The organism is Paenibacillus agilis, assembly GCF_007786455.1.
Taxonomy (GTDB): Bacteria; Bacillota; Bacilli; order Paenibacillales; family Paenibacillaceae; genus Paenibacillus_B; species Paenibacillus_B agilis.
In genome coordinates, this window is record NZ_VNJK01000001.1 from 664,498 (window position 1) to 690,659 (window position 26,162).

General features: G+C 45.2%; 19 protein-coding genes. 11 read left to right on the top strand and 8 right to left on the bottom strand.

Translation table 11 applies throughout. The annotated features are described in order from the left end of the window. The first annotated feature begins 1 nt into the window (after nt 1). Complete coding sequence (locus tag FPZ44_RS02925) at nt 2-1,525, top strand: leucyl aminopeptidase (RefSeq protein WP_261378183.1); 1,524 nt, start codon at nt 2-4, stop codon at nt 1,523-1,525. A gap of 70 nt (nt 1,526-1,595) precedes the next feature. On the opposite strand, the gene FPZ44_RS02930 is transcribed toward FPZ44_RS02925, so the two are convergent. Continuing rightward, nucleotides 1,596-2,588, bottom strand: a complete 993-nt coding sequence (locus FPZ44_RS02930) for a DMT family transporter (RefSeq protein ID WP_144987234.1) — start codon at nt 2,586-2,588, stop codon at nt 1,596-1,598. A 155-nt stretch (nt 2,589-2,743) separates the two neighbouring features. On the opposite strand from FPZ44_RS02930, the gene FPZ44_RS02935 reads away from it, so the two are divergent. From FPZ44_RS02935 to FPZ44_RS02955, 5 genes are all read left to right on the top strand, one after another. Further along, nucleotides 2,744-3,640, top strand: coding sequence for a LysR family transcriptional regulator (locus tag FPZ44_RS02935; RefSeq protein ID WP_144987236.1), 897 nt, complete (start codon nt 2,744-2,746; stop codon nt 3,638-3,640). A 37-nt stretch (nt 3,641-3,677) separates the two neighbouring features. Continuing rightward, complete coding sequence (locus tag FPZ44_RS02940; protein ID WP_144987238.1) at nt 3,678-4,775, top strand: serine hydrolase domain-containing protein; 1,098 nt, start codon at nt 3,678-3,680, stop codon at nt 4,773-4,775. A gap of 110 nt (nt 4,776-4,885) precedes the next feature. Beyond that, complete coding sequence (locus FPZ44_RS02945; RefSeq protein WP_144987240.1) at nt 4,886-5,836, top strand: aldolase catalytic domain-containing protein; 951 nt, start codon at nt 4,886-4,888, stop codon at nt 5,834-5,836. Nucleotides 5,837-6,149: 313 nt separating this feature from the next. After that, nucleotides 6,150-7,166 (top strand): LacI family DNA-binding transcriptional regulator, encoded by a 1,017-nt coding sequence (locus tag FPZ44_RS02950; RefSeq protein WP_144987242.1) that lies wholly within the window; start codon nt 6,150-6,152, stop codon nt 7,164-7,166. 237 nt (nt 7,167-7,403) lie between these two features. Then, entirely contained in the window at nt 7,404-7,793 is a 390-nt protein-coding gene (locus FPZ44_RS02955; RefSeq protein WP_144987245.1) for a hypothetical protein, read from the top strand. 14 nt (nt 7,794-7,807) lie between these two features. Here FPZ44_RS02955 and FPZ44_RS02960 read toward each other — a convergent pair whose 3' ends face one another. Beyond that, nucleotides 7,808-8,452, bottom strand: a complete 645-nt coding sequence (locus FPZ44_RS02960) for a DUF1796 family putative cysteine peptidase (protein ID WP_144987247.1) — start codon at nt 8,450-8,452, stop codon at nt 7,808-7,810. Between the two features lie 219 nt (nt 8,453-8,671). Here FPZ44_RS02960 and FPZ44_RS02965 point away from each other — a divergent pair, with 219 nt between their 5' ends. After that, nucleotides 8,672-9,448 carry an FkbM family methyltransferase gene (locus tag FPZ44_RS02965; protein WP_144987249.1) on the top strand — a complete coding sequence of 259 codons (777 nt, stop codon included), beginning with the start codon at nt 8,672-8,674 and terminating at the stop codon, nt 9,446-9,448. A gap of 107 nt (nt 9,449-9,555) precedes the next feature. Here FPZ44_RS02965 and FPZ44_RS02970 read toward each other — a convergent pair whose 3' ends face one another. From FPZ44_RS02970 to FPZ44_RS02990, 5 genes are all read right to left on the bottom strand, one after another. Continuing rightward, nucleotides 9,556-11,079 carry a glycosyltransferase family 4 protein gene (locus tag FPZ44_RS02970; protein WP_186785891.1) on the bottom strand — a complete coding sequence of 508 codons (1,524 nt, stop codon included), beginning with the start codon at nt 11,077-11,079 and terminating at the stop codon, nt 9,556-9,558. Nucleotides 11,080-11,108: 29 nt separating this feature from the next. After that, the gene (locus FPZ44_RS02975) at nt 11,109-13,484 is read right to left on the bottom strand and encodes a glycosyltransferase (protein ID WP_261378184.1); all 2,376 of its coding nucleotides are present in this window, start codon (nt 13,482-13,484) and stop codon (nt 11,109-11,111) included. A gap of 17 nt (nt 13,485-13,501) precedes the next feature. Next, nucleotides 13,502-14,452 (bottom strand): GDP-mannose 4,6-dehydratase, encoded by a 951-nt coding sequence (locus FPZ44_RS02980; RefSeq protein WP_144987253.1) that lies wholly within the window; start codon nt 14,450-14,452, stop codon nt 13,502-13,504. Then, on the bottom strand, nt 14,449-15,498 hold the full coding sequence (locus FPZ44_RS02985) for a mannose-1-phosphate guanylyltransferase (RefSeq protein WP_144987255.1): 1,050 nt from the start codon (nt 15,496-15,498) through the stop codon (nt 14,449-14,451). The genes FPZ44_RS02980 and FPZ44_RS02985 overlap by 4 nt, the downstream gene beginning before the upstream one ends. 187 nt (nt 15,499-15,685) lie before the next feature. Continuing rightward, nucleotides 15,686-16,984 (bottom strand): NCS2 family permease, encoded by a 1,299-nt coding sequence (locus FPZ44_RS02990; protein ID WP_261378361.1) that lies wholly within the window; start codon nt 16,982-16,984, stop codon nt 15,686-15,688. A gap of 666 nt (nt 16,985-17,650) precedes the next feature. Between FPZ44_RS02990 and pheS the strand changes: the two genes are divergently transcribed. The 4 genes from pheS to FPZ44_RS03010 all read left to right on the top strand — a co-directional run bounded on the left by pheS (nt 17,651) and on the right by FPZ44_RS03010 (nt 25,516). Next, nucleotides 17,651-18,682 carry a phenylalanine--tRNA ligase subunit alpha gene (gene pheS / locus FPZ44_RS02995; RefSeq protein ID WP_144987259.1) on the top strand — a complete coding sequence of 344 codons (1,032 nt, stop codon included), beginning with the start codon at nt 17,651-17,653 and terminating at the stop codon, nt 18,680-18,682. 32 nt (nt 18,683-18,714) lie between these two features. After that, a complete protein-coding gene (gene pheT, locus FPZ44_RS03000; RefSeq protein WP_144987261.1) occupies nt 18,715-21,153 on the top strand; it encodes a phenylalanine--tRNA ligase subunit beta in 2,439 nt (812 codons plus the stop codon). A 334-nt stretch (nt 21,154-21,487) separates the two neighbouring features. Continuing rightward, entirely contained in the window at nt 21,488-24,859 is a 3,372-nt protein-coding gene (zapA, locus tag FPZ44_RS03005; RefSeq protein ID WP_186785892.1) for a cell division protein ZapA, read from the top strand. Between the two features lie 48 nt (nt 24,860-24,907). Then, nucleotides 24,908-25,516: a CvpA family protein gene (locus tag FPZ44_RS03010; protein WP_186785893.1), complete on the top strand. Its 609-nt coding sequence runs from the start codon at nt 24,908-24,910 to the stop codon at nt 25,514-25,516. Between the two features lie 126 nt (nt 25,517-25,642). On the opposite strand, the gene FPZ44_RS03015 is transcribed toward FPZ44_RS03010, so the two are convergent. Beyond that, a complete protein-coding gene (locus FPZ44_RS03015) occupies nt 25,643-26,002 on the bottom strand; it encodes a cupredoxin domain-containing protein (RefSeq protein WP_144987267.1) in 360 nt (119 codons plus the stop codon). Between the last annotated feature and the right edge of the window lie 160 nt (nt 26,003-26,162).

The following is a 26,162-nucleotide window of genomic DNA, read 5'->3' on the forward strand; positions in this document are numbered from 1 at the left end:
AATGATGGTTAAGCTCACGAATGCAGAAGCACTTCAACACGTAACGATCCATGTTAGCTCTTCACTACAACAATCAGTAGAAGCGGATGCCGTCATTGCAATAGCGACCAAAGCGGAATGGTTAAATGGAACGATGAATGTTCCTGGATCTGCAATTTGTAAGCAGTCGATAGAGACAGGTGTTATTAAGGCACAAGCAGGAAGCGTTCATGTATTTCCAGCAGGTGAGGGAAATGTACGTTTCTTAATAGCAATTGTTCGTTCCGAACATGGATGGACAACGGAAGAACTGCGCTGTGCTTTTGCGAAAGCAGCAAGAGAAGCGATTAGGTTGAAGGCGGCTCATCCAGCTATATTTGTATCCCATGAGTTTGCTGTAATTACGCCTGAGAAGCGGACAGCTGCAGTAGCTCAAGCTGTGGTAGAGGGTTCCTTGTTAGGAGCTTATCAACGTGAAACGTACAAGAAGGAAGCCGAGGCTCTACATCATTTGCAATCTATAGAACTGTTTGGAGCTGTTCTGGACCATGAACAATGGAAAGCTGGTGCAGAACGTGGACATGCTTATGCGATTGGTACGACGATTGCGAGAGACTTAACCAATTTGCCAGGTAATGAGCTCTACCCATCCACATTAGCTGACATAGCAGCTCGTATAGCAGATACGTATAAGTTGGAAATAGAAGTGCTAGATGAAATCCAGCTTGAGGCTAAAGGCATGGGCGGTATTATCGGTGTAGGCAAAGCGAGTGTAAACCCACCACGACTTATCGTGCTTAAGTACCAGGGTAAAGAGGAATGGACAGATGTGCTTGGGCTTGTGGGCAAAGGCATTACTTTTGATACCGGCGGTATTTCGTTAAAACGTGCAGATGGCATGGAAGAAATGATATGTGATATGGGCGGCTCAGCAACTGTTCTAGGTACGATGGCGACGATCGGACGTTTGCGTCCTAAGAAGAACGTTATTTGTGTCATTGCATCTGCAGAGAACATGCCTGGTGGCAATGCTTTGAAACCGGGGGATATCGTAAAGACCTACAGCGGACGCACTATTGAGGTCATTAATACGGATGCTGAAGGACGAGTGGTCTTGTCTGATGCGATGACCTATGCGAAGGAACTTGGAGCATCGAAGCTTATCGATGTTGCAACATTGACAGGGGCGGCAATCGTAGCATTTGGCGATGTTACGACAGCTGCGGTTACGAATGATGAGCCTTTATTAAATGAGGTGCTTGCAGCATCGATGCGAGCGGGCGAGCATGTATGGGCGCTTCCATCACATAAGGAATACTGGGATTTGTTAAAGAGTGATGTAGCGGATGTTCGTAACAGTTGTGGACGCGGTGGTGGAACGATAACGGGCGGATTGTTTATTGGAACTTTTGCTGACGGCCTGCCTTGGGTTCATCTAGATATTGCCGGAACTGCTTATTTGAAAAAATCACGTGGCGTTAATCCAAAAGGCGCAACAGGCGTAATGGTGCGTACACTTGCGGAGACGATTTATCCTTACGTGTAATAGCGAAAGGTGAGTTGGAAACAAGAAGGAGAGGCCATTATTATGACCTCTCCTTCATCCAATTCTATAATCAGGTATGTTGAGCTACACTTGATCGGGATGGAGTCTTGCTCTTTTTCTCATGTATCGTCGCTTGTAAGTTAGATTGCGCTCTGCGACTTGCTACATTATCTACGATGAGTGCACAAGTAATGATGACGGTTCCTAGTATTTCTGCTGCAGATACTTGATAGCCCTGAATGATGGAAATGATGAACGTTGTTGCAGGGACAAAGTTGATGAACAGCATACCGTTTACAGGCGTCAAAAGTTCAATGCCTTTAAGCCAGCACAGCAATGCCAACAATCCTGCTATGAAAATCATGAAAGACATTTCGGGCCAGACCACGGTTAGTTCACTGACTGCAGGTGCTTGAATCTGATCAAATGCTGATAAGATAAGTACGACGATGAGGGAAGTTGCTGACCCATATACGCAAGTTAATGTCGAAATTCGGAGTGCAGACCAACCTTTAAATTGTCCACATGATATGGTGTAAATCACCCAGCCGACAACAGCTATAAAGATAGCTAATAGTGGAATTGGCTTGAATTCACCACTGCTAAACATCCCCAAGTCCCCTTTTGTTACGACGAAGAGAACACCGATAAATGCTGCAATTACACACCCTAGTGTAATCATGCGCGGCCGCTTGCGAGTTACTGCCCATACGATTAGAACCGCAAGCATTGGCATAAATGACTCCATAATGGAGGCTAATAATACTCCTGACTTTCCTAGTTCCTTCTGTCCCCAAAAGATACCGAAATTATAAACGGTAAAGGCAAACGTACCAGACATCCACAGCAAGAAGAATCGACCTTCCGCGCGGAATGCTTGTCGTCCCTCTTTCCAAAGGAGCAAAAAGATGAGTAGTGCGGATACGGATACATAACGAATGGTTGAGAACCAAAATGGATCTAAATGATGCAGGGCGCTTTCTGCAATAGGGAACATAGCTCCCCAAGCTACAGCTGCAATAAAGCAGTATAGAGCACCTTTCCATAGACGTGACGCCGACATTTTTTACATTCACTCCTAGCATATACACTTTTTATTTATATGATTGCTACTATTTTCAATAACATCATAAGTGGCTACAGCTATCTTGTAAAATAATTATAAGTGATTTAAAGTATCATTATTAATGATATCAAGTGTCATCGGAGAGGTGCATTATGGAAATAAGCGATATGCAAATCTTTATGGAAGTGGCAAAACAAGGTAGTGTGAGTAAGGCTGCAGAGCAGCTTGGATATGTACAATCGAATGTAACCGCACGTATACGCTCATTGGAAAAAGAAATGGGCAGACCGTTGTTTCAACGACATCGCCGTGGCATGACTTTGAATCCAGAAGGTCGAAAGTTGCTCGTTTATGCGGAAAGAATGACGATGCTGATGAATGAAATGCATAAAGCCTTTCAAAACCCAGATGATCCAGCTGGCATGCTAAAGATTGGTTCTGTGGAGACTGTTGTTGGCTTGCCTGACATATTGAATCTTTTCTATCGCAGATATGCGAACGTAGATATTTCTTTAGTTACAGGTGTTACAGAATCCCTGACGGAAGAAGTTCAACAGCTGAAGCTGGATGGAGCATTTGTATCCGGTCCTGTAGATGTTCCAAATATTGAACAGCACGTAGTTTTTGAGGAAGAGCTTGTACTCGTATGCAGTCAGAGCAGAGAGGAACTGAATGCAAACACGAAAATAGAGCAATTGCTGCATCTGCCCTTGCTCGTGTTCCGCCGTGGCTGCGGTTACCGTTCCAAACTGGAGAAATGGATGCAGAGTGAAGGGGTAACACCGATAAAGGTAATGGAATTCGGTACACTCGAGACGATTATTGGCACAGTCGTTGCAGGTTTGGGGATCACATTGGTGCCTCGTGCGGCTGTGCATAAATTGGAACGTGAAGGTTTGGTTACTTTGTTCTCTATTCCTGAATTATTTCGCCAAGTGTCTGTTGTTTATATACGTCGCTCTGATGCTTATATGGGAGAAGTAGAGCGTCGTTTTCTTGAGACGATAACAGAAGTGAGAGCAAAGCGACTTGCTGCCTTGTATGAGTAAAGCAAGCAGGGAATGTAAAAGTGGAGTGTGATTCACGATGCGTCGAATGGTTACCGGCCTTTTATCTTTATTTGTAATCACATTGCTAGCAAGCTGTACGATGGGGGACAGTGGTGCTGCTAGGCTACGGCCAACCAACACGAATGCTTTTCATAATGGTGATACACAGCATCAAACGGATAGGAGCTCGTGGAAGTTCATGTCTCTCGATAAGGCTGGGTTTAATAGGGAGGCATTGGATACGATAAAGCTGCGTTTGGAGAGCATGCCTGTTTATGCGATGGTAGTCGTAAAAGATGGATTTATCGTGGATGAATATTATAAGGAAGGTTACGATGCGAATACAAGATTCCCGATAAATTCTGTTACGAAGAGCATTACGTCCGCGTTAGTAGGGATCGCCTTGGAAGAGAAGCTTATCGAGGGTGCTGACGATCTTGTGGCAGATTATTTCCCCCGATGGAAACAAGATTCTGAGCCGCGCAATGATAAGATGACGATTAGGCATTTGCTTACGATGAGTACAGGCTTAGATTGGCCGGAGTGGAGTGAATGGGATTACGGTGTGGAACCGATGATCTATAGCAGTGATTGGGTTTCGTTTGTCCTTAATAGGCCTATGACTGAAAATCCAGGTATGAAGTTTAGCTATAATACAGGTGCTTCCCAGCTTTTGTCTGCTATCATTCATAAGCAATATGGAGAAAGTCTTCAGACGTACGCTACCCGTAAACTGTTTAAGCCCTTGGGCATTCGTGATGTGTTCTGGTTGACAGGTCCTAATCAAATGAGCGCTGGCGGACTAGGGATGGAAATGGTTCCTCGCGATATGGCCAAGTTCGGTCAATTATATTTGAATGGTGGAGAATGGGAAGGGCATCAGATTGTTCCGAAGACATGGGTTACTCACTCAACATCGAAGCATTCGAAAGGGGCTCTATGGTTCGGCAGCTACGGTTACCATTGGTGGGTACGCTCGATGGCGGGTGTACAGGCTTATTTTGCAATGGGGCAGGCAGGACAGTATATATTTGTTGTCCCGGAAAAGAAGCTAGTCCTAGTATTTACGAGTAATTTGGCGGATTCTAGTGCATTGATTCCTTATGCTGAAGAAATTGTCGAGTCTGCTTACTAAATGGTGGTTTCTTAAAGAAGAAGACTTTGTTACAATTTGATCTTTTGCTTTGCTTTCTAGGTTGCTATCCAGTAAAATGAAGAAAATTAAAAAACAAAGGGGACAGCGAGATGAAAACAAATCATTGCAAGATTGTTGACTGTACTGTTCGTGATGGAGGTCTCGTCAATAATTGGGACTTCAGTGTCGAATTTGTGCAAGATCTGTACGCTTCACTTAATGCAGCTGGCGTCGACTACATGGAGATAGGATACAAAAATTCTCCTAAGTTGATGAAAGGTTCTGAAGCAGCTGGTCCTTGGCGTTTCTTGAATGAGGATTTCTTGAACAAAGTGATTCCGAACAAAGGCAATACGAAGCTTTCTGCACTTGTTGATATTGGCCGTGTAGATGAGAATGATATTTTGCCTCGTTCCGAAAGCTTGCTGGACCTTATTCGTGTCGCTTGTTATATCAAGGATGTCGACAAAGGGTTAGATCTTGTGCAAAAGTTCCACGACCTTGGTTACGAAACGACAATCAATATTATGGCCTTGTCCAATGTAATGGATAATGACTTGGTAGAGGCGTTCCAAATGATTAAAGAAAGCCCTGTCGATGTGGTGTATATTGTCGACTCGTATGGAAGTCTCGATCATAACGATTTTACGTTCCTCGTGAACAAGTTCCAAGAACATTTGCCAAATAAGCGTCTAGGTGTACATACACATAACAATATGCAATTGGCATTCTCCAATACGCTTGTTGCAGCTGAACTTGGTGTTGAACTTCTTGATGCTTCCGTCTACGGCATGGGTCGTGGAGCGGGCAATTGTCCAACAGAACTGTTGTTGACACATTTGAAAAATACAAAATACCATCTTCGACCTTCATTAGGATTCATTCAAAAACATATGATTGCGATGCGTGAGAAATGGGAGTGGGGATATTTAATTCCTTACTTAGTTACAGGTACATTGGACGAGCATCCTCGTTCCGCAATGGCGTTGCTAGCTTCGTCAGATCGTGATAAATATGAGGAATTTTATGATCGAATGATGACTCCTGAAGGCAGTTTTTGATCAAAAGAAATGACTTAAATCATCTATGATTGAGCTATTATATAGAGGCACTATTTCTATCTTTGCATAGGCAGAGTTGAAATGGTGCTTTTTTCATTGTCAAACATACGCAAAAAATGTCATATTAGTTGACAAAAATATAGTCCAACCGTACAGGTGGATAGGTATTTTTACTTATTATTCGATAAAAATGTATAAAACCTCCTTTTTTCAGCGGATATTTGCTTCATTTTGTTGGAATTTTGGTTGACATTGTATATGATTAGAGGGACAAACTTCAAATCCATAGATTACAGACGAGGAGAGTAGAAGCATGAAAGTCAGTATTTTTGACGTAGCTAAAAAAGCTGGCTTGTCCGTTGTAACCGTTTCTCGTGTGTTAAACAATGCTAAGACGGTGCGCGAGAAAAATAGGCAAAAGGTTCTTCAAGCGATGAAAGAACTGAACTATCATCCTAACGCAGCGGCACGCAGCTTGGCAAAAGGTAAAACGGGTGTAATTGGCGTCATCGTTACGACCCTTCAAGATTCATTTTTAGATACAGTAGTACAGCATATTTCAAGCCACTTGAAACAATACAGCTATTACTTAGCCATATCGGTAGCGAATTACCCAACAGAAGTTGGTGCTGGTAAGGAGCTTATTCAAGAAGATCGCGTAGATGGTTTGCTCGTGTTGGCAGCTGTCCATGAAGAAGACTACGTGAATGAATTACGCAGGCGTAAGATTCCATTCGTACTTATTGATTGTCAAAATATCCAGCCCTCCTTCTCCTCTGTTCTCGTAGATAACTTTCAAGGTGGATATGAGGCAACGAAACACCTTATTGACCTAGGACACACTTCCATTGCTCATATTAAAGGCTCAGATTATTTCTTAAGTGCAATCGAGCGGGAAAGAGGTTTCCGTTACGCGTTAAGTGAAGCGGGGCTCAAGCCATTTGCCGTTGAATTTGGCCAGTTCACTATTACTTCTGGCTACGATGCAGTTCAGAAGTGGCTGCAAGAAGGAAGTCTTCCTACAGCGGTGTTTGCAGCAGATGATTTCACAGCGATTGGAGTTATCAACGCTTTAACTGAAAAAGGCTATCAGGTTCCCCGCGATATGTCAGTAATCGGTTATGACGATCAATTAATGTTTGCTGAGCTGCGTCCGCATTTGACGACGATGAAGCAGCCAGCAGAACAATTGGCTCGCCATGCAGTAGATGTGCTGATGCGCCAAATTAACGGTACAAACAAACGCAATATTACCGTTCGCTTTGAGCCAGAGCTGCTTATCAGAGAGACGACGGCTCCTGTGGCGAGTCACCAACTTACGCATTCATAGATTACATACACCATGAAGAAAAGAGTCCACACGCGTGGTTGGCTTTCAGATTAAAGTTAATCTTTTTTATCATATTAGTAGGTAAGGCCAGCTAGAAATGTCTAGCTGGCCTTTTTATTGTGAACAGACAACAATCGCCTTTAAGAATAGCTTAAAATCAGCAAGTATCCCATGCTTATCCATGTCGTGATGCATACGCTATTTCATAACTCGAACATAGTGAGTGAGGGATGGGATGTGCTCAAATTTCTCGATACACGCCATCTGCCTTACGGCTCTTTTCAACCTATTTTACCTGACGTGAAGGAACATACCTTTGGCTGGATGTGTCTTCATGGAGCGGAGTTGGGAGAATGGACGGGCATCCAGATGGAGATAGACTGGGCAAAAGTAAAAGAAGCGGATTTAGGCGAGCTTGAACTGCTTATTAGGCTTCATCATGCGCAAGGTCCACTTGTCTACCAGGCAACAGAGACTTGCCATGAGAAAGGGACCTTGTTTGTAGACTATGAGACTCGGGCAGAACAATCTGGGGATGCTACTTATTTTTTTTCATTTATTTCACGCACGAATAGTGCTGTCGTACATGGGCCTATCGAAATTCGGGGATACATTGAGCAATCCTAGCGCTGACGAAGTAGTTAGCTTGTGAATTTTCTGGTGGGGGCTATCTTCACTCCTTGCAGCAGCGTCCTCCAGTGGGCATCGTTATCATTCCATATATCGTTATCTTTTGGGATTGCAAAGGCTGTTCCGTATACTAGCGGCCATTGTAAGGCTGAGAGGGTGCCCACATATTCATGATTGACAATGAGCAGGTGGAATTCATTTTTAACTTGGTTGCGAAGCTCTTGCTCTAGTAGAAGAGCATCATTCATTGTCGTATCGGTACGTATGAAAAGTAATCGGTCACTGCGTTCCATATATTGATATAATCGCTGGATTCGGCGAGTTACTTTGTCAATAACTTCGGGATAACTATTCCAAATTTGCTCATTGTTGTTGGTGACAGGGAAATCATGTACGACGATTACTTGATAGTGATTATCTTGTATGAGAACAAAGTCATTTAATATACCAATGGATTGCAAATGAGGTTTATACAAAAAGTGATTGAAGCGACTGCGGATAAGTTCGGTGATGGCAGATGTATGCTTGGAGTCCATCCAATCAATGGGTCCTGTAAAGCGCCGCAAGCCATTTCTTTCTAGCTGAATGGCAGGAAGACAATTGGAACCAAGGCTAATTACTGCGTTATAGGATCCAGTAAATCGTTCTATATGCATAAGCAGACTCCTTTCTAGTTACTATCATCTCTCTTATTCATTATGTATGCATGCTGATCTTAGTTGGTGTGGACAGGCGGGACAACAGCGGAGAATGATCCTGCCGGGGCCTTAATGGAGCCGCTGTGCATACAATAGAAATGCCAGAAAAATCATGAATCTATAAGTGAGCAGACAAAGAAGAGACTTTGTATTGAACAGATCGAAAGGAGCTGTGCTATGCAGCATGTAAGGACAACATTGCTTCGTATACCTGATGAACAGAAAACCTACGTACTAACTTCAAATCAGGAAGACGCCATTTTACAGGGGGTTGAACAGGCTAACGGTTATTACGAACCCCATCTTATGAGATGGATACAGAAGTATATTGCAGCGGATGCGATTTGTATGGATGTAGGAGCAAATTTGGGAGCCATCTCGATTGCGATGGCACATCAGGCGAAGCAGGGGAAAGTGTATGCCTTTGAGCCTTCTGCGCACAATTATCGGTATTTATCCTTTAACGTGCACCATAATCAATTACACAATATCGTGCCGATACAGGCCGGAGCTTATGATGAAAACATAGAGCTTACTTTCTCCTACGTTGACTTCGGGGGAGGATGGTCACATATTACAACCCCTCATTCTCGTCATGGTATTCAAGAAGTCGTACCTTGCGTAAGGCTCGACGATTGGATGAAGCAAGCTAATTTGCATCGTCTTGATTGTATTAAAATAGATGTCGAAGGCGCTGAGACGAGAGTGCTAAGAGGAGCAGAAAACTTGCTTCGCCAGCTTCGACCTCATGTATTGATTGAATTTAATCCCGATGCGCAGCGAAACATTTTTGGAGAAGATCCGGAGCAGCTGTACAATGCGCTTAAACAATTGTGTCCAAAATTGAGTGTCATAAACTTCGATGGCTCTATTGTTCCTATTCATCAATATGCGGATTTGCAGCGTATGTTCGCAGATGGTCGCCAGCTGTGTGATTTGTGGGGAATCGTATAATATTTAATCTTTATTACTCATCCAAATACGTAAAGGCAAGAGAAGAGGCTATCCCTTCGCATTGAGCTGTGAGGATAGCCTCTTCTCTTGTTATATTTTCGACATGGCTAGGACTGGATGATTTGTTCTAAACGCTGTCGCATTCTGTTACCAGCTGCAGACAGGCTGTGATGTTGCTGCATATCTGTTTGGGCCTTGGTACCGATCACTCGAGCTGTTTGTGGGAGATCATGAATCGTACGCATATAACGCGCAGCTTCAACGACGGAAGGTTCTGCCCACATTTGACCAGCCGTATACGGCCCGTAGTTGTTTGTAATGGCAGTCAATGAAAAGGGAACAAGGTAACTGTTGTCTGCTGTCATGTATTCTGTATTGCCAGACCAGTTCGTGGCGATGACCGGCTTGCCCAGCATCATTGCCTCTGCGCAGCATAGACCAAATCCCTCTGCTCGATGTAGGGATACATAGGCGTCGCTGCATGCGATAAGAGACAATGTTTCTTGTCTAGATAAAGGTTCTGTGAGCAATGTTATTTGAGGGTGGCCTTTTATAAGCTGTTCCAACTGTTGATAGCTCTCATTTCCGTTCTCTGGGCAAAGTCCTTTAATAACAAGATGTACTTTCTCGTCATATTGGAATGCACTGTTAAAGGCATGGATGACAGCAGCTGGATTTTTGCGTTCTGTAATGCTGTACGTATCGAACATGGTCAAGAAGACCGTGTGATCTTCTGGGATGCCGAAGCTGCTTCTGTTATATGGAGATAATGGCTCGGTTACAATGCCGTGCGGCATCGTATAAACAGGCACAGGAGAGCGCTCAGCTATGGCTGCACGTACGAACTCAGATGGAACCCATATTTCATTGACGTATTTGAAAGCAGCATCGAATTCAGGTGGTGCAACAGGCAGCTCCCAGTGCCAATAGCCTATCGTATATTTTGAGGTAAAGGTATCTTGGGAGAAATAAGAGATAACTTGCTCAAGAATATCGGGATTGAAATAAACAAGATTGACTCCATACTTAGGTGCTTCGGCTAGTTTCCCTAACAGCGAATAATCTTGTTGCCTCGTCGTTTTTAGCAGTGGATAGTTATGGAGGGTAGTTGGAACTCCTGCTTCTGAGCATGCCATTGCACCTAGTCTCAATGCTTGACCGATACCCATCTCGGCATAGCAGAATCCAAATAGATTTACGCCTAATACTTGCTTAGCTGGTTGCGGGAGTTCTTGTTCAGGTAACGAAACAGGCTCGTGCAAGAAGGAGTCGTTCGGTAAAGGTAGTGGTGCTCCTTCCCCAATTGAAGGTGAAGGGAGTGGAGGAGCGTCCGCGTGCAGCGCATGGAGCTTGCTTTTCTTTTCTCTATCTAGCGCTTTGACTGCGCGCAGCTCATTGAATGCACTGCTCACATATCGTCTTACACGTGTGCGTTGCTTTGATCTTTTTGTATGTCGAGCTTTCTTAGCTTTTCGCTCTTGTTTTCGCCGAGCGGTCAGCTTTGATGATGAACGGGAGCGTGACTGAGTTGAGGTAAACTTGCCTTTTAATTTGCGTTTACGGCGTTGGGATGCTCCTGTAGATTTACGAGATTTAGTAGAACGAGTTGTATGTTGAGTGTCTGTTTTCATAGGGTAGCAATCTCCTTTCCGTTGGAGTATTAGCTTAACTGTTCCAGGCGTGATTTTATTCGAGCAGCAGCGTGATGCCATGTCCACCGCTCAGCAATTTGCTTCGCCGCTTTTGCGCCAATTTCTTTAGCCGCTGCGCGGTTGTTGTATACATAGCGCATCACATAGACGAGATGATCATAGTCTGGATCAGCCCAATTCAAACCTTCATAGTAAATACAACGCGCCTCTGCAGGAATAAGACGACGAACAGGAACGGGGAAGGCATTATTTTCGTTCATGAAGCTGGTTGGTGCACTCCAATCCGTCGTGATAACAGGCAAGCCGCAAGCCATCGCTTCCATAATTGGCATTCCCCAACCTTCACCTCGTGTTGGAAGCACGAAGCAATCGGCTGAACGATATAGACTTCCCATTTGATGCGAAGGAATGCGTTGATTGAGAATAAAGGTTATTTTTTCAGCTGACGCACCTAAATTAAGTTTGCGAATTTCGCTTGCGATATTGATGCTAGGGTCGTTGTTCGTTATTTTACATACGAGATGAACATCATCATGAGCCTGGAATGCATCACGGAAAGCTCGGAATAGAAGTTCTGGTGCCTTGCGTTCTCCCCATTCGAATACGCTTAGGAATGTATAAGCCGGTGAGAAGCGATTGAAGTTAACGTGAGGATGAAAATATTGTGTATCTACGCCTAATGGCATGACGTGAATAGGAACGTGTACACCACTTTCTCGGAAGGCGTACATGTTAAACGAAGAAGGTACCCAGACTTCGTTCATTTCGTTGCTTTGGCGTATCCATTCATCTGGCAAGCCGTCTACTTCTAGCATCGTAAATCCAATCTTATATCGATTCGGATTACGCAAGAAGGCATCTCCCTGTCCGTATACGATGCCTGGATTCGACAAGCTTTCCTGTCGCTGCTGATAGATTTGAATTCGCATATCTGTCGCTTCAGCTGGTTCCTCCAATTCTATCGGTGAGCCAGGGCCGTATACGTATCGATACGAAACCATTACATTTTGCTGTTCTAAGGCGTTCATAAAGTTGCGGGATGACTCTGCATATCCGAACAGAGGCAGATTGACAACGGAACGCCATGTAACTCCTGTTTTGTATTTGGCAAATAGCTTCTCTTGCCATTTCGAGCGGAACACGCTCTGGGATTTTTCGTACATTTCCCAGAAGTCGACTCCGTTAACACGGGTGGAAGTATTGTGATGGTGAAGCATCGTTAATCTGCCATCATAGACAACACGATACCCCGCATACCAAGACTTATAGCTATAGTCCGTGTCATCGAAGTAGGAGAAATAATCACTGTCGAGAGGGCCAATCTTATTCAATAACTCACGCTTAATATAGGCGCAGGCGAATACGATACCTTGCACATCGCGAATATCAACGTATTGCCTTACATCTGTTTCCAATCCACCAATCTGTTGACCCATTAAATTGTCTGGCATAATGTAGGTGCCTGCATGATGGAGTGAACCATCGCTGCCCCGCAAGCGGCAGCCAACAATGCCAATGTCAGCGGCGCTTAGAGCGGTTTCCTGCAGCAGCTTCAGCCAATCAGAGCGGCTGTTTCTAATGTCATTATTCAATAGGACGATATCGCTGTTTGGATCGGCTTGCTTGATAGCAATGTTGTTACCTGCAACAAATCCAGAATTGTGATCTAAAAATATAGGTTTAATCCATGATTGTGTCTTTAAGTAGTCAGATGTTCCATCTGTACTGCCGTTATCGAGGACAATAACATCTATCATTGCATTGTTCTCGCAACTGCTGCGAATGGCATCCAGGCACGAACGAGTGTAGTCTAGAGCATTCCATGCCAAGATGATGACGGTAATGCGACGGACAAGATGCTTGGATGAAATGGGGAAGAGATCAGTCATTGCATCATCTGAATTGGATTGAAGATGAAACGTAGTATATCGAACGTCAGCCTGTGGCAGTTGCAAGGATGCAGTGGCAGCACGTTCCGTATTAGTTGTTTGGAGTACAGGTTGAGTATCCGTTGAAGGAGCAGATAGGGGGACGGTTGCAGTGGCAGTTCTAGGCTCGGGTTCAGGTGTATTTACAGTTGGTGAAATGATTGTGATCGTTGCTGTTGCAATTGGTGAGCTATTTTCAGTTTCAGGTTGAAGAAGGGCTTCGGTCGCTGGGGGAGTTATCGTTTGTGCTGATGATTGTTTTCTTGCATTTCTAGATTTACGCAGCCGTCGATTTCGAAGTTTTTTTCTATTGGTGCGAAAGCCAGTGGAGGTTGACTTTTTGTGGCGATTTTTACGATTGGAATTCTTTCGTAAGTTTTTTTTCTGTAAAGATTTTTTTCGTTTGGAGGACTTCCTTTTGAAACGTGACTTTGCTCGTTTGCGTACCGTACTCAACGCGATTCGGCCTCCTTTTAGACGCGTTCACGCCAATATTGGAGAAGATCATGGAGTGTTTGCTCTAGTGGTATTTGCGGCTTCCATCCGGTTTGTTTCTCAAAACGAGAGGTATCGCCAAGCAGAATCTCGACATCAGAAGGCCGCATGCGGGCAGGGTCTGGAACAATATCGATTGATACATGGCTCATATCAAGCAGCATGTGAAGCATTTGTTCAATGGTAATACAGGAGCCTGAAGCAATGTTGTAGCATTCACCGGCTTCTCCTTTTTCTAAGGCTAGCCAATATGCTTTTACGACATCGCGGACATCTGTGAAGTCTCGCTGGGCCTGCAAGTTCCCCACATGCACGGTAGGTGGACGCACCCCCTTCTCAATCTCGGCAATCTGCTTTGCGAAGTTGGATGTAACAAATTGTTCCCCGCGTCTTGGGCCTGTATGGTTAAACGTTCGTGTGCGAACCGTGTGAATGTCATAGCTTTTGAAATATTGGTAGGCTAGATAATCTTGAGCTGCTTTACTTACAGCATAAGGACTGAGGGGACGGAGCGGGTTATCTTCGGTAATTGGTGTTTCATGCGCTTCTACATGCCCGTATTCTTCGCTGGAGCAAGCGATTTGGATTCGCGTGGGCAATTGGTATCGACGAACGGTTTCGAAAATATTTAACTGTCCTGCGACATTGTTATAAATCGTATCAGCCGGGGAATTCCATGACGTTGGTACAAAGCTTTGCGCGGCAAGGTGAAAAATATAATCTGGTTTTTCTTGGGTCAGCAGCGTTTCTACGGAAAATGGGTCACGCAACTCGCATTCAAGCAAGCGGACTTTATCTTCGATGTGTGTAATATGATTCATGCGACTGCGGTTCCGAACGGTTCCGATGACCTCAACTTGAAGACTAAGTAAATATTCAGCCAAATGGCTGCCTGCGAAGCCTGTAATTCCCGTAATTAATGCTTTCATGGAGAAGATTTCACCTCTTTTATAAAATGTTGTTTCCAAACGGCCTTATCTTTCATGACTTCCTTGATACGCTGTTCTTCGGATTGATGGCAGACGAGAAGTCCATCCTCTGTAGAAATAATAATAAGGTTGCTAGCCCCGATGACGACAGCTTCTTTATCCGAAAAAATAATATTGTTGTGTGCATCAAGAGAGCGAATATTGCCTTGTGCGACATTTCCAGCTTCATCTTCATCATAATAGCGTTTTACGGCATTCCAGGTTCCTACATCATCCCATTCCATATCAACTGGCAATACATATAATTGGGATGCATGCTCCATAATTGCATAGTCCACAGACAGCTTAGGGAGTAAGGGGTATATTTCATTGGTTGAAGGATAGGCTTCAGCTAGCGGTTTCCAGATAGATGGACAATGTTTCTCCATTAAATGTGCTATCGTCGAAGGCCGCCATACAAAAATACCGCTGTTCCAGTACGTGCGAGGGGTATGAATAAGCTGTTGTGCGGTGGATAGGTTTGGCTTCTCGATAAAGGAAGATACGGGGAGCAAGCCGTTATTAGAAAGTTCTTCATTTGCTCTAATGTATCCAAAACCTGTCTCTGGTCTTGTAGGGACCAGACCGAGCATAACAACGTAGTGATGATGGGCTGCTTCCTTTGTTGCGATATAAAGAGCATCGCGCAATTTATTGACATGGGGCACATGCTGATCAGAAGGGACGATCGCTAGCGGTTCATCTTGATTGCGATGAAGAAAAGATAGTGCCGTTAACGCGATACAAGGGGCGGTATCCCTTGCACATGGCTCAATGATAAGTTGACCCGGCTCGCATTCAGGCAGCTGTTCCATAACAAGCTCGCTATAGGCGTGGGTAGTGGCTACGTAAATACGTGATGCAGGGAGCCACTGTCGATACCTGGCGTAAGTTTCTTGCAGCAGCGTTCGGGAGGATAAAAGAGGAAGGAACTGCTTTGGTTTATGTTCGGTGCTTTTAGGCCAGAATCTTATGCCTTTTCCACCTGCCATGATAACGATATTCAATGGTTATCACCTCCGTCGTGATGCACAATGTTGTTTCTTCTAAACGATAACCTAGTCTTGTCATGTACCCTATATTATGATTACTAGGCAAATAATTGTAACGGCGTTCGTACCGTATGACGAGCAAATGAAAATAAATAAAGACAGCCCACTTTTGGGGCTGTCTTTAGGAATGCTCAACTTGAAATTACAAGGCTTGAAGCACAAAGTGTGCAACAAACAGCAATGCAATGACATAGAACAATGGCTTCACTTCGCGTGCTTTGCCAGCTGCAACTTGGAAGAGTGCATAGCTGATAAAGCCGATTGCGATACCATCCACAATGCTGTGCAGCAATGGAATGAACGCAATAATGAAGAATGCCGGAAGTCCTACAGAGAATGGCTCGAACTTAATGTGCTTAACACTTGGCATCATCAGTCCGCCGATAAAGATCAAGATCGGCGCTACTGCTGGATCTGGTACAAGTGTAAGAACTGGCAGCGCAACCAAAGTAAGTAGGAATAGCACACCTGTAACGATTGAAGGTATACCAGTGCGGCCTCCAGCAGAGATTCCTGCTGCCGTTTCGACCGTAGAAACGGTTGGGCTCGTGCCTAGCAATCCACAAGTCAAAACAGAGATTGCATTTGCCTGCATCGCGCGATTGAAGCGTTCTGGCTTGTTGATCATGTTCAGATGTGCATTAATAAGTCCCACATTTTCGAACACGATAACGAGCGTTAAGGAGAACACACCAACCGCAAGTGCGGTTAGAGGCAAGTCTTGGAACGTGAACTGGCCGAATACATCAGCATAGCTTGCCCAAGAGAAGCCTTCTGTTGCCGCGGTAGTATCCGTAGAAACGGCACCGAGCAAATAAGCGAGCAATGTACCGCTGATCATAGAAATCAATAAATGACCAGGGACGTTGCGAATGAACAAAATACACGTGATTGCTAACGTGATTAACGTAACCAGCGCTTCTGGTTCAGCGAAGCTGCGGAAGCTAATAATGGTAGCTTCGTTAGCGACGATGACTCCGCCTTTGTGAAGACCGATCAGAACGAGCATCAAGCCGATACCGACGGTAATCGCTTCTTGCAGCGAAGTAGGAATTGCGTTACGAATCTTGCCTGCTAGCGTTGTAAAGCTGATCGCAATGAAGCATAAGCCTGAAAGCACAACGATTGTTAGTGCTTGCTGCCAAGACATTCCCATACCTTGCACCAATGTATAGGTAAACATTGCGTTGATACCCATACCTGGTACTAAAATAATCGGAACCTTAGCCCAGAATCCCATCAAGAAGCAGCCGACTGCGGATGCTAGTACGGTTGCAATAATGCCTGCTTGTTGTGGAATACCTGCGTCTGCCAATATCGATGCGTTGACGATAACGATATACACGATTGCGAAGAAGGATACAATACCGGCTAAGCTCTCGCGCTTCCAGTCATCAACACTTAGTGTATGTTTAACTTGGGCGGTCGTAGCTTGGCCCAGTTTGTCGTCTTGCTTCTTTTGTTGTTGGACCAATCTCATACCTGCTTTCCATCGTAGCCCCTCACCCTACCCTTTGCATATTATAAAATATGAAAGATGACGTCGATTTATTATAAAAACCTAATCGATGCCATCGGTTATTATAGCATAATGTGATCATTTGTAATCAATTATTTCTCACCGTATTTAGGATGAAATAATGGAAGCGTTTTACCATATATAAAGAGATACATAATGGGGTATACAATTGTTGCAAAAGTAAACGCTATTCTATATAATATTTGAAATGTAAATAGTCGATATTCAACTGCCTTGAAAGAGATAAGTAGTCAGTACCGCTTGCCAGGGAGGATGCGCCGTAGATTGAGAGCGTATCTGAAGCATGGGCTTTCGAAATTCACTCTGGAGCAGGAGCTTGAACACAAGAAGGTGACGATCATGATCGTTGTGTCTTGTCAGTAGGGTGCCCCGGATGCGGTCCGTTACAGCCGTTTTGAGTGAGAATGCCTATTTGATTCATTTTCCTGCTGCTATAGAGCAGTTGGCAATGGTTCGTTGACGGCGTTTCTAATAAGGGTGGTACCACGGTCTTTCGTCCCTTCGGGATGGAAGGCCTTTTTGTGTTACCGGGTTGATTACAGCTGAAAGATTGAAGGAGGATGTACCATGAAAGAGCGTTTGGAGGCGCTGCGCACAGAAGCTTTGGCGATGCTGGAGCAAGTGCAGGATGTGCAGCAATTGAACGATCTTCGCGTTAAGTATCTAGGGAAAAAGGGTGCGCTTACAGAAATACTGCGCGGGATGGGTAGTCTTAGTGCAGAAGAGCGTCCAGTTATCGGTCAGGTGGCGAATGTTGTTCGCGATTCGATTGAGTCTCGTTTGCAAGAGCTGCAGGAAGCATTTATTCGCGAAGAAACAGACCGCAAGCTGCAAGCAGAAACGATTGATGTTACATTGCCAGGACGTCCGATGGCACGCGGAAGCGTTCATCCACTAAGCAAAGTAACGCAAGAGCTGGAAGACATTTTCATTGGTATGGGTTATCAAGTAGCTGAAGGTCCAGAAGTGGAGCAGGACTACTATAACTTTGAAGCATTGAACTTGCCAAAAGATCACCCAGCTCGCGATATGCAGGATTCCTTCTACATTACAGAAGATCTGCTTATGCGTACGCAGACATCACCTGTTCAAGTGCGCACGATGGAATTGATGAACGGCAAGCCGGTTAAAGTGGTTTGTCCAGGGCGCGTTTATCGTCGTGATGATGATGATGCAACACATTCCTTCATGTTCCATCAAATTGAAGGTTTGGTCATCGATCGCAACATCCGTATGAGTGACCTTAAAGGTACATTGCTTCAGTTTGTTAAAGAAATGTTCGGTTCTCATATGCAAATTCGCCTGCGTCCAAGCTTCTTCCCGTTCACAGAACCGAGCGTTGAAGTTGACGTAACTTGCGTACAGTGCAAAGGCAATGGTTGTAGAATGTGTAAGCAAACAGGCTGGTTGGAAATTCTCGGCTGTGGTATGGTTCATCCAAAAGTGTTGGAAATGGGCGGCTATGACCCTGAAGAGTATTCTGGCTTTGCTTTTGGTATGGGTATTGAGCGTATCGCGCTCTTGAAGTATGGCATTGATGATATTCGCCATTTCTATACGAATGATGTCCGATTCTTGCAGCAATTCGACCGCATGTAAGAGACGGTAATGAAGAAGGAAGGGGACCAACGATGAACGTATCCTATCAATGGTTATCTCAATATATAGATGTTTCCGGCGTTAGCGCCGATGAATTAGCAGAACGTATTACGCGTGCTGGCATCGAGATTGATGTCGTACAAAACCGTAATCAAGGCTTGGATCATATTGTAGTTGGTTATGTTGTATCTCGCGAGAAACATCCGGATGCAGACAAACTGAACGTATGTAAAGTAGATGTAGGTGCAGAAGAGCATGTGCAAATCGTATGCGGCGCAGCAAATGTGGACGCAGGACAACATGTTCCTGTAGCTCAAATTGGCGCTGTTATGCCAGGTGGTATGAAGATCAAACGCGCGAAGCTGCGTGGTGTAGAATCCCAAGGGATGATCTGTTCCGCTAAAGAGCTTGGCTTGAATGACAAATTGCTGCCGAAGCATATGCAAGAAGGTATTCTCGTACTGCCTTCAGATTTGACAATTGGCACTCCGATCGCAGATGTGCTTGATTTAAATGATCATGTAATGGAGTTTGACTTGACGCCGAATCGTTCGGACTGCTTGAGTATGATCGGTGCTGCTTATGAAGTGGGCGCAATCTTGGATCGTCCTGTAGCATTGCCGACGGCTTCTGTTGAAGAAACAGGTGACGCTGCTTCCGAGAAGGTTCGCGTAAATATTAGCGCCGATCACGCTTGCAGCCTTTATACGGCTCGTTATGTGAAGGGTGTTAAAGTGGGTCAATCTCCACTTTGGTTGCAAAATCGTTTGCTTGCTGCAGGTGTAAGACCAATCAACAACATCGTCGACGTAACGAATTTCGTTATGCTAGAGTACGGTCAACCATTGCATGCCTTTGATGCAGCTCAAATTGCTGGGGGCAGCATTGACGTTCGTATGGCTCGTGAAGGCGAAACGCTTGTTACGCTTGATGGCCAAGAGCGTAAGCTTGAGCCGCATATGCTCGTTATCGCAGATGCGGAGAAGGCAATTGCACTTGCAGGCGTTATGGGCGGGGAGAACTCCGAAGTAACGGAGTCCACAGTTGACATCGTGCTTGAATCCGCGAAATTCGATGGCGGTATCGTACGCAAAACGTCCAGACAATTGGGTCTTCGTTCGGAAGCGTCGCTGCGCTTTGAGAAAAGCGTTAACTTGGAGCATGTTGTACCAGCGATTGACCGTGCAGCAGAGCTTATCCGCACGATTGCTGGCGGTACGGTTGCGCATGGTGTCGTACAACAGCAAGTAGGCACACACGAGCGTAAAGTTGTTCGTCTATCTTTGGAAAAAACGAACCGCATGCTTGGTACGTCCTTGACGGCTGCTGAAGTACAATCCATCTTGGAGCGTCTTGTGTTTGATGTTAAGACCGTAGAAGAAGCTGTGTTCGAAGTAACGGTACCTTCTCGTCGCGGCGATATTACACTTGATGTTGATTTGATCGAAGAAGTAGCCCGTCTATTCGGCTATGATAACATTCCGACTACACCAATCGAAGGCGCAACGACGCCAGGCAGCTTGACGAAGTCGCAGCGCGTTCGTCGTGCGATTCGCCGCTTGCTGACAGATGGTGGCTTGCACGAGGCCTTGACGTACTCCTTCACGCATCCAGAAGAGACGAAGTTGTTCCCTGCATTAGCAGGAAATGCGAAGCCAGTTGCACTTGCGATGCCAATGAGCGAAGAACGCAGCGTGCTGCGCACAAGCTTGATTCCAAGCTTGCTTGATGTAGCTACGCATAACCGCAATCGTAAGCAAGAAGATGTTCATTTGTTCGAAATGAGCAGCTTGTATTTGACGGAAGAGGCAGAGTTGACGAAACAACCGGAAGAGAAGCTAGTATTGGCTATTCTTCTTACGGGCAACCGTCAGCAAGCTCAATGGAACGTTAAGCCTGAAGCGGTTGATTTCTTCGATCTAAAAGGTATCGTAGACAGTGTGCTTAGCTATCTCGGCCTTACCGGTCGCGTTCGTTATGAAGCGAATCGTCCAGTTGGCTACCATCCAGGCCGTTCCGCATCGTTGTACTTGAAGACGAATGATGGGGAGCAATTGCTTGGAACACTTGGTCAAATTCATCCAGACTTGCAGCGCCGCAAGGACCTTGCGGACACATTCGTTGCTGAAATTGAGCTCGAAGCATTGGTTGCTCAAGCTGATTTCACAATCGAATACAAAACATTGCCGCGCTTCCCATCTGTAGAACGCGATCTAGCTATCGTAATGGATCGTCAAGCTGAAATGGGACGTATTCTGGATCAAGCAACTGTTGCTGCAGATTCTTGGTTGGAATCGATTCGTGTATTCGATGTGTATACGGGTGACCGTATTGCCAGCGATAAGAAGAGCGTTGCGATTTCTCTCGTATACCGTCATCCTGAGCGTACATTTACAGATGAGGAAATTATGGAGATTCATGGCCGTGTCATCGCTGCTATCGAAGCAGAAGGTGCTGAGCTTCGTAAATAGACCAATCATTTAATTCCATTAATTGAATAAATTTTCAACTAATTAAGAACCTATTTGCCTTCCGGAAAATTTCGGTAGGGTGAATAGGTTCTTTCTGAATTTGACCATTATCTTCGAAAGGTGCTAAACTTCACGCAAAGCCCTTTTGCAGCAGGAAATATGCGTGTGTGTATCGAAATAGTTGCAAACGCTATTTTCCAGCGTGCATTTGAGTGCTTGGATTCAGCAAATTTTACATATTCGCAGCAGTTCCTACAATATTTGTTAGGATGTTAGATGCCAAGCGCAATCGTAATCATGCTGCAGTTAGCGGAATGGAATGAAGGAGGACGTTATGATGACGTCAAATGATAAGCACCGGGTAACCGTTGAAATATATGGAACACAATATAAATTAGCAGGTACGACAAGTAAAGAATATATGCGTAACATTGCCGACTATGTGGATGAGCGCATGCGGACTATTGCGGCAGGCAATCCGAGATTGGACATTCCGAGAATTGCTGTGTTGTCTGCTGTACATATAGCGGAAGAAATTCAACGAATTAAAGATCAGCAGCAGCAGCTTGTTGATGCGATAGAATTAACGGATGCTGAAAAACAAAGACTGGAGCAGTCTTTGAAGCGCACGGAAACGGAATTGAAACAGCAGCTCGAGCTGCTGGAGAAAAAAGTTGCAGATGAGAAGAGTGTTTCTTCCAAACTGCTGCAAGCTGAGCAAGACAAGTATACGAAGCAATTACAAGTAGAGCGGGACAACTCTGCGAAGCGAACAAAGGACGAGCAGGACAAGCACGCAAAATTGCTGAGAGATGAGCAGGACAAGCATGCAAAGCTTCTGCATGCGGAGCAGGACAAATCTGCAAAGCAGCTGCAAGCTGAGAAGAACAACTATACAGCACAGCTCCAAGCGGAGCGCGATAAGCTTAGTAAACATGTGAAACAGCAGCAGCTCGATAAAGAAAGCCATGCTAAGGAAGTTGCAGAGCTGCGTAAGCAAGTAGAAATGACAAATCAGTCTGTTAGACAGCTCAGAGAAGAACGCAAACTAATTGATAGCAAGCATGCTAAGCTCCAAGAGCAGTTTAAGGAAACAGAGAGCAAGCTTCAATCTGCTATTAGTCGCGAACAGGAGATGAAGCGTCGTCTTGAAACTGCTGAGCGTCAAGTGAGCGCAGCGGCAGAAGCAGCGGAGCAACTGCGTCAACAGCATGCGCAAGAGCTGCAAGAGCGCGTTCAGGCAGTTTCGACAGAACGGGATGAGCAGCTCGCTCTATTGAAAGAGGAGCATGCATTCGTAGAGACTACGCTTAAACAGGAACATGAACAGCTGCTAACCATTCTTCAGCAAGAGCATGAACAAGAATTGTCCAAGCTTAAGGTGGAACATGATCAAGAGAAGCAGGAACTAACAGATACATGGAATGGACGCTGCTCTTCTTTAGAAAAAGATCTTACGAATCTTCAGCAAGATGTAACGCAGTCGAAAGAGGAGCACCAAGAGCTGCTGGAGCTGATGCAGCTTGAGCATCAGGATGTAATTGCAGTAGCTGACGAGAAGCGCCGAGCGGCAGAAGAGGCTTTGATTCAGCAGCATGAAGCAGCGTTGAAGCAGCTTCGTGAAGAACTGGAAGGTAAGCAAGCTGCTATGTCTGATGAACATCAAGCTGCAATTGCAGAACTTCGTGATGAGCATACAGCGGCGGCTAATTCAGCGCGCTTGAAGCATGATGATACGATTGAAGAATTGCTTCTTCAACACGAAGATGAATTGGAACAGCTCAAAGACAGACACGCGCAAAGCATAGCTGATATTCGTAAGCAGCTTGAAACGAAGCTCGAAGAAGCTCTAGATGAGCATGTAACGGTTGTTTCGAGTTTGGAGCATCAGTTAGAGTCGGAGCGTGGGGACTGGGAACAGAAGCTCCTGCAAGAGCAATCCCAGTCGGAGCAGCAATTGAAGGATGAGCGCGCTCAATGGGAACAGAAATTGTCGGATGAGCGTTCGGAGTGGGAAGAGCTGTTGTCGAATGAACGAGCGGATTTGGAGCAGCAAATGTCTGGTGAGCGGACAGAATGGGCTGAGCAGTTATCTGGAGAGCGCTCTGAGTGGGAAGCGCAATTGGCTGTTGAACGCTCGACATGGGAACAGAGACTAGCCAGTGAAAATTTGAATTGGGAAGACAAACTGGCGACCAATAGCACGCAATGGGAAGAGCAGTTGCATGCAGAACGAGCAGAGTGGGATCAGAAGCTGCAGCAAGAGCAGGCAGAAATGCAATCCGAATTGAAAGCTCAGCAAGTTCACTATGAGCAGGAGATTGCACAGTGCAAACAATCGCATCACGCGGAGCAAGAGTCACTTATAGAGCAATTCGAGCAACTACAAGCTGAGAAAGCGCAAAGTGAGGCACGGACTCGCCAACTCGAAGGTCATTTGAAGCGGGCTGAAGAGCTTGACCGCGCGCGACAAGTGGAGATGGAGCGTCTTATTCGCATAAGAAATGAAGCTCAGCAGGATTTATCAGATTTGCAAGAGACGCTTCAACAAGTCGAGGGTGAACTGCGTCAGCAGGGAGGGTTACTTGCTGAGCGCTCCCAACATAAAGAGGCACTAGAGGCTGAGTTGGGGCAAATGCGTGAGCAGCATGTCCAATTGGAACAGCAACACCAAGCTTCAGTCGAGCAAGTGGAACGATTGGATGCACAGGTCAAAGAACTTAAGCTTGTTGAAGAAGAAGGGCGAGAGATTCGCCATGCTTTAGAAGATCAAGTTCAACTGCTGAATCAATCTGAGTCGAAATTGCTGGAAGATGTAGAAGCCGTTCGAATAGAGGCTGCAGCAGCAGCGGAAGCACTTGCAGAGGAGCAAGCTGCACGCATGGAAGCAGAGCGTGAAATGAATGAAAAGTACGAACATCTTCGACAACAGCTTGAGTCGAGGCTTCGTAAGAGTGCGCGTGAGCTGGAGGAGAAAATGACAGGGAACCTCCGTTCTGTTATTGCTGAACGCAATGCGTTGTCAACCAATTTATCTGATCTTAAGCGCGAATATAAGCAAGCTGCAGAGAAACTTTCTCAGCAAGAGCATGAGCTTAACGTACTGCGTACACAATCTGCGGGATACGCATACGAAGTGGAGCAGGCAACCCAGCAGTTGGCTGAATATCGTGCAGCGACAGAAGAAAGCCAAGTGAAACTGCAAGTGGAGAATGAGCAGCAGTTGCACGAACTGCGAGCAGCTGTAGAGCGCATAACGGAACAAACTCGCGAACAGCAGCAATCGCAGAACCAACAGTGGTTGGATAAGGAACATGCATGGCAGTTAGAGCAAGACAAGCTCCATACGGAATTGGAGCAGTTGCGTGATCAAACGGTGAAGCAGCAGTCTTGGGAACAGGAGCGAGCTGAGTTGATAGCACAACTGCAAGAGCAGCGAAAAGCGGTAGTTGAGGCTGCAGCTGCTGTGGAGGCGTTGAAGGAAGCCGCGGATAGCGCTGCGGCAAATGTATCTACACGGAGTGAAGAGGAAACAGCTATGATGCAGGAACAGTTTGAGCTGCTCTCCCATCAATTCCGCTTTGCCCAGATCGAGCGTGAAATGGAACAAAACAAAGCTCGCCAAGTACAAGAAGAGTTGAACTCACTTCAAGAGGAATATGGCAAGCTCAAAAGTGAATTTAACGAATGGTTGGAAATGATGTAATGTCTGACAGAAAGGTACAAAGGTACTTCGAGCATGTGGACAGAATGGATGCAGACTTCTAACGCTGTCAGCGCAGCCATGATGCTAAAGGTGGGTTCGTGGAATAGTTTGGACATCCTTTTGTCCATCACTGTTGTTATGTTCGGCATTATTGGTGCAGTTCGTGGATTCAAAGCAAAAGCACTATCCATGTTAGGCTGGCTCATTGCATTCATCGTGGCGTCACGTACGTATGAATACTTAATCCCATGGGTGCGCAAGCAACTGTTTGGAGTGCGTAGCTCATCCTTTATCGATGAAGGTGCGGTCGGAATAGATGGGCTGCAATTCGCTCAGAACTATGGTGAGCAGATGCTGCATGCTGGGCTTTCATTTGGGATTATGTTTGGCTTCACTTGGATCGGATTGTTGCTGCTCAAATATTTGATTGCACGAATGTCTTATGTGCGATCTGTACGCGTATTAGATCGGCTAGGCGGAGCATTCATCGGCGTAATGCAGTTTTTTATAGTGTGGGGAATCGGATATGTACTTTTGAAAAGTTGGTCTCATCCTGCGGTTCGTCAAGTCGTTGAACAATCTCAATGGGCTATAAAAACGAGTGAATGGTTGCCTACTGTTATTGCGGAATCGATACGTTGGGCACAATGGCTATAGAAGCTCAGTTTTTTCAACTAGGCGCCAAACACACATCCATTCGAAAAAACGCCGCGTATTATTGATGAAAGCCGCCGTGCCGAAAAAAATCGGAGCATGGCGGCTGCTTTGGCGTGTATATATGCTCTATTCTACAATTAAGGTTGCTTTCATGTCTTTGTGTCCTGAGCCGCAAGCAATGCTGCACTCAAATGTATAAGTGCCAGCCGCAGGGGTGATAACTTGATTTTGATTGGTAGGATCTAGCGACAAATCCAACTCATTAATAGTAATGCCGTGATTGCCGGTTGTTTCGAGGCTAAACTGTATGGGTTGGTTGCCTTTTACACGATATTCAGTTTGGTCGAACTTGTAGTTTGATGCTTTTATGATCAGTTTAACTTCAGCTGTTTGCTGCTCTTGGCTTGCTGTTTTAGTACCGCAGGCTGACAAGATAAAGACTGCTATTATGGCGGTAGCACAAGAAAGAGCTGTTCGTAATGACATAAAAGTTCTCCCTTCCTCACTGAATCAAACAGGTATCGCTTGTTACATGTATAACTAGCGCTGTTTGATTGGTGACATACTTACATTTTCATAAGTATACGTTGTGGGGAAGGGATATTTTGTCATGAATTGTTGTCTGTTGTGAACGTTATGTGAACAA

Excerpts from the sequence above, each read along its gene's own strand:
- FPZ44_RS02925 (WP_261378183.1), top strand. The coding sequence starts at position 2 with ATGATGGTTAAGCTCACGAATGCAGAAGCACTTCAACACGTAACGATC.
- FPZ44_RS02930 (WP_144987234.1), bottom strand. The coding sequence starts at position 2,588 with ATGTCGGCGTCACGTCTATGGAAAGGTGCTCTATACTGCTTTATTGCA.
- FPZ44_RS02935 (WP_144987236.1), top strand. The coding sequence starts at position 2,744 with ATGGAAATAAGCGATATGCAAATCTTTATGGAAGTGGCAAAACAAGGT.
- FPZ44_RS02940 (WP_144987238.1), top strand. The coding sequence starts at position 3,678 with ATGCGTCGAATGGTTACCGGCCTTTTATCTTTATTTGTAATCACATTG.
- FPZ44_RS02945 (WP_144987240.1), top strand. The coding sequence starts at position 4,886 with ATGAAAACAAATCATTGCAAGATTGTTGACTGTACTGTTCGTGATGGA.
- FPZ44_RS02950 (WP_144987242.1), top strand. The coding sequence starts at position 6,150 with ATGAAAGTCAGTATTTTTGACGTAGCTAAAAAAGCTGGCTTGTCCGTT.
- FPZ44_RS02960 (WP_144987247.1), bottom strand. The coding sequence starts at position 8,452 with ATGCATATAGAACGATTTACTGGATCCTATAACGCAGTAATTAGCCTT.
- FPZ44_RS02965 (WP_144987249.1), top strand. The coding sequence starts at position 8,672 with ATGCAGCATGTAAGGACAACATTGCTTCGTATACCTGATGAACAGAAA.
- FPZ44_RS02970 (WP_186785891.1), bottom strand. The coding sequence starts at position 11,079 with ATGAAAACAGACACTCAACATACAACTCGTTCTACTAAATCTCGTAAA.
- FPZ44_RS02980 (WP_144987253.1), bottom strand. The coding sequence starts at position 14,452 with ATGAAAGCATTAATTACGGGAATTACAGGCTTCGCAGGCAGCCATTTG.
- pheS (WP_144987259.1), top strand. The coding sequence starts at position 17,651 with ATGAAAGAGCGTTTGGAGGCGCTGCGCACAGAAGCTTTGGCGATGCTG.
- pheT (WP_144987261.1), top strand. The coding sequence starts at position 18,715 with ATGAACGTATCCTATCAATGGTTATCTCAATATATAGATGTTTCCGGC.
- zapA (WP_186785892.1), top strand. The coding sequence starts at position 21,488 with ATGATGACGTCAAATGATAAGCACCGGGTAACCGTTGAAATATATGGA.
- FPZ44_RS03010 (WP_186785893.1), top strand. The coding sequence starts at position 24,908 with ATGCAGACTTCTAACGCTGTCAGCGCAGCCATGATGCTAAAGGTGGGT.
- FPZ44_RS03015 (WP_144987267.1), bottom strand. The coding sequence starts at position 26,002 with ATGTCATTACGAACAGCTCTTTCTTGTGCTACCGCCATAATAGCAGTC.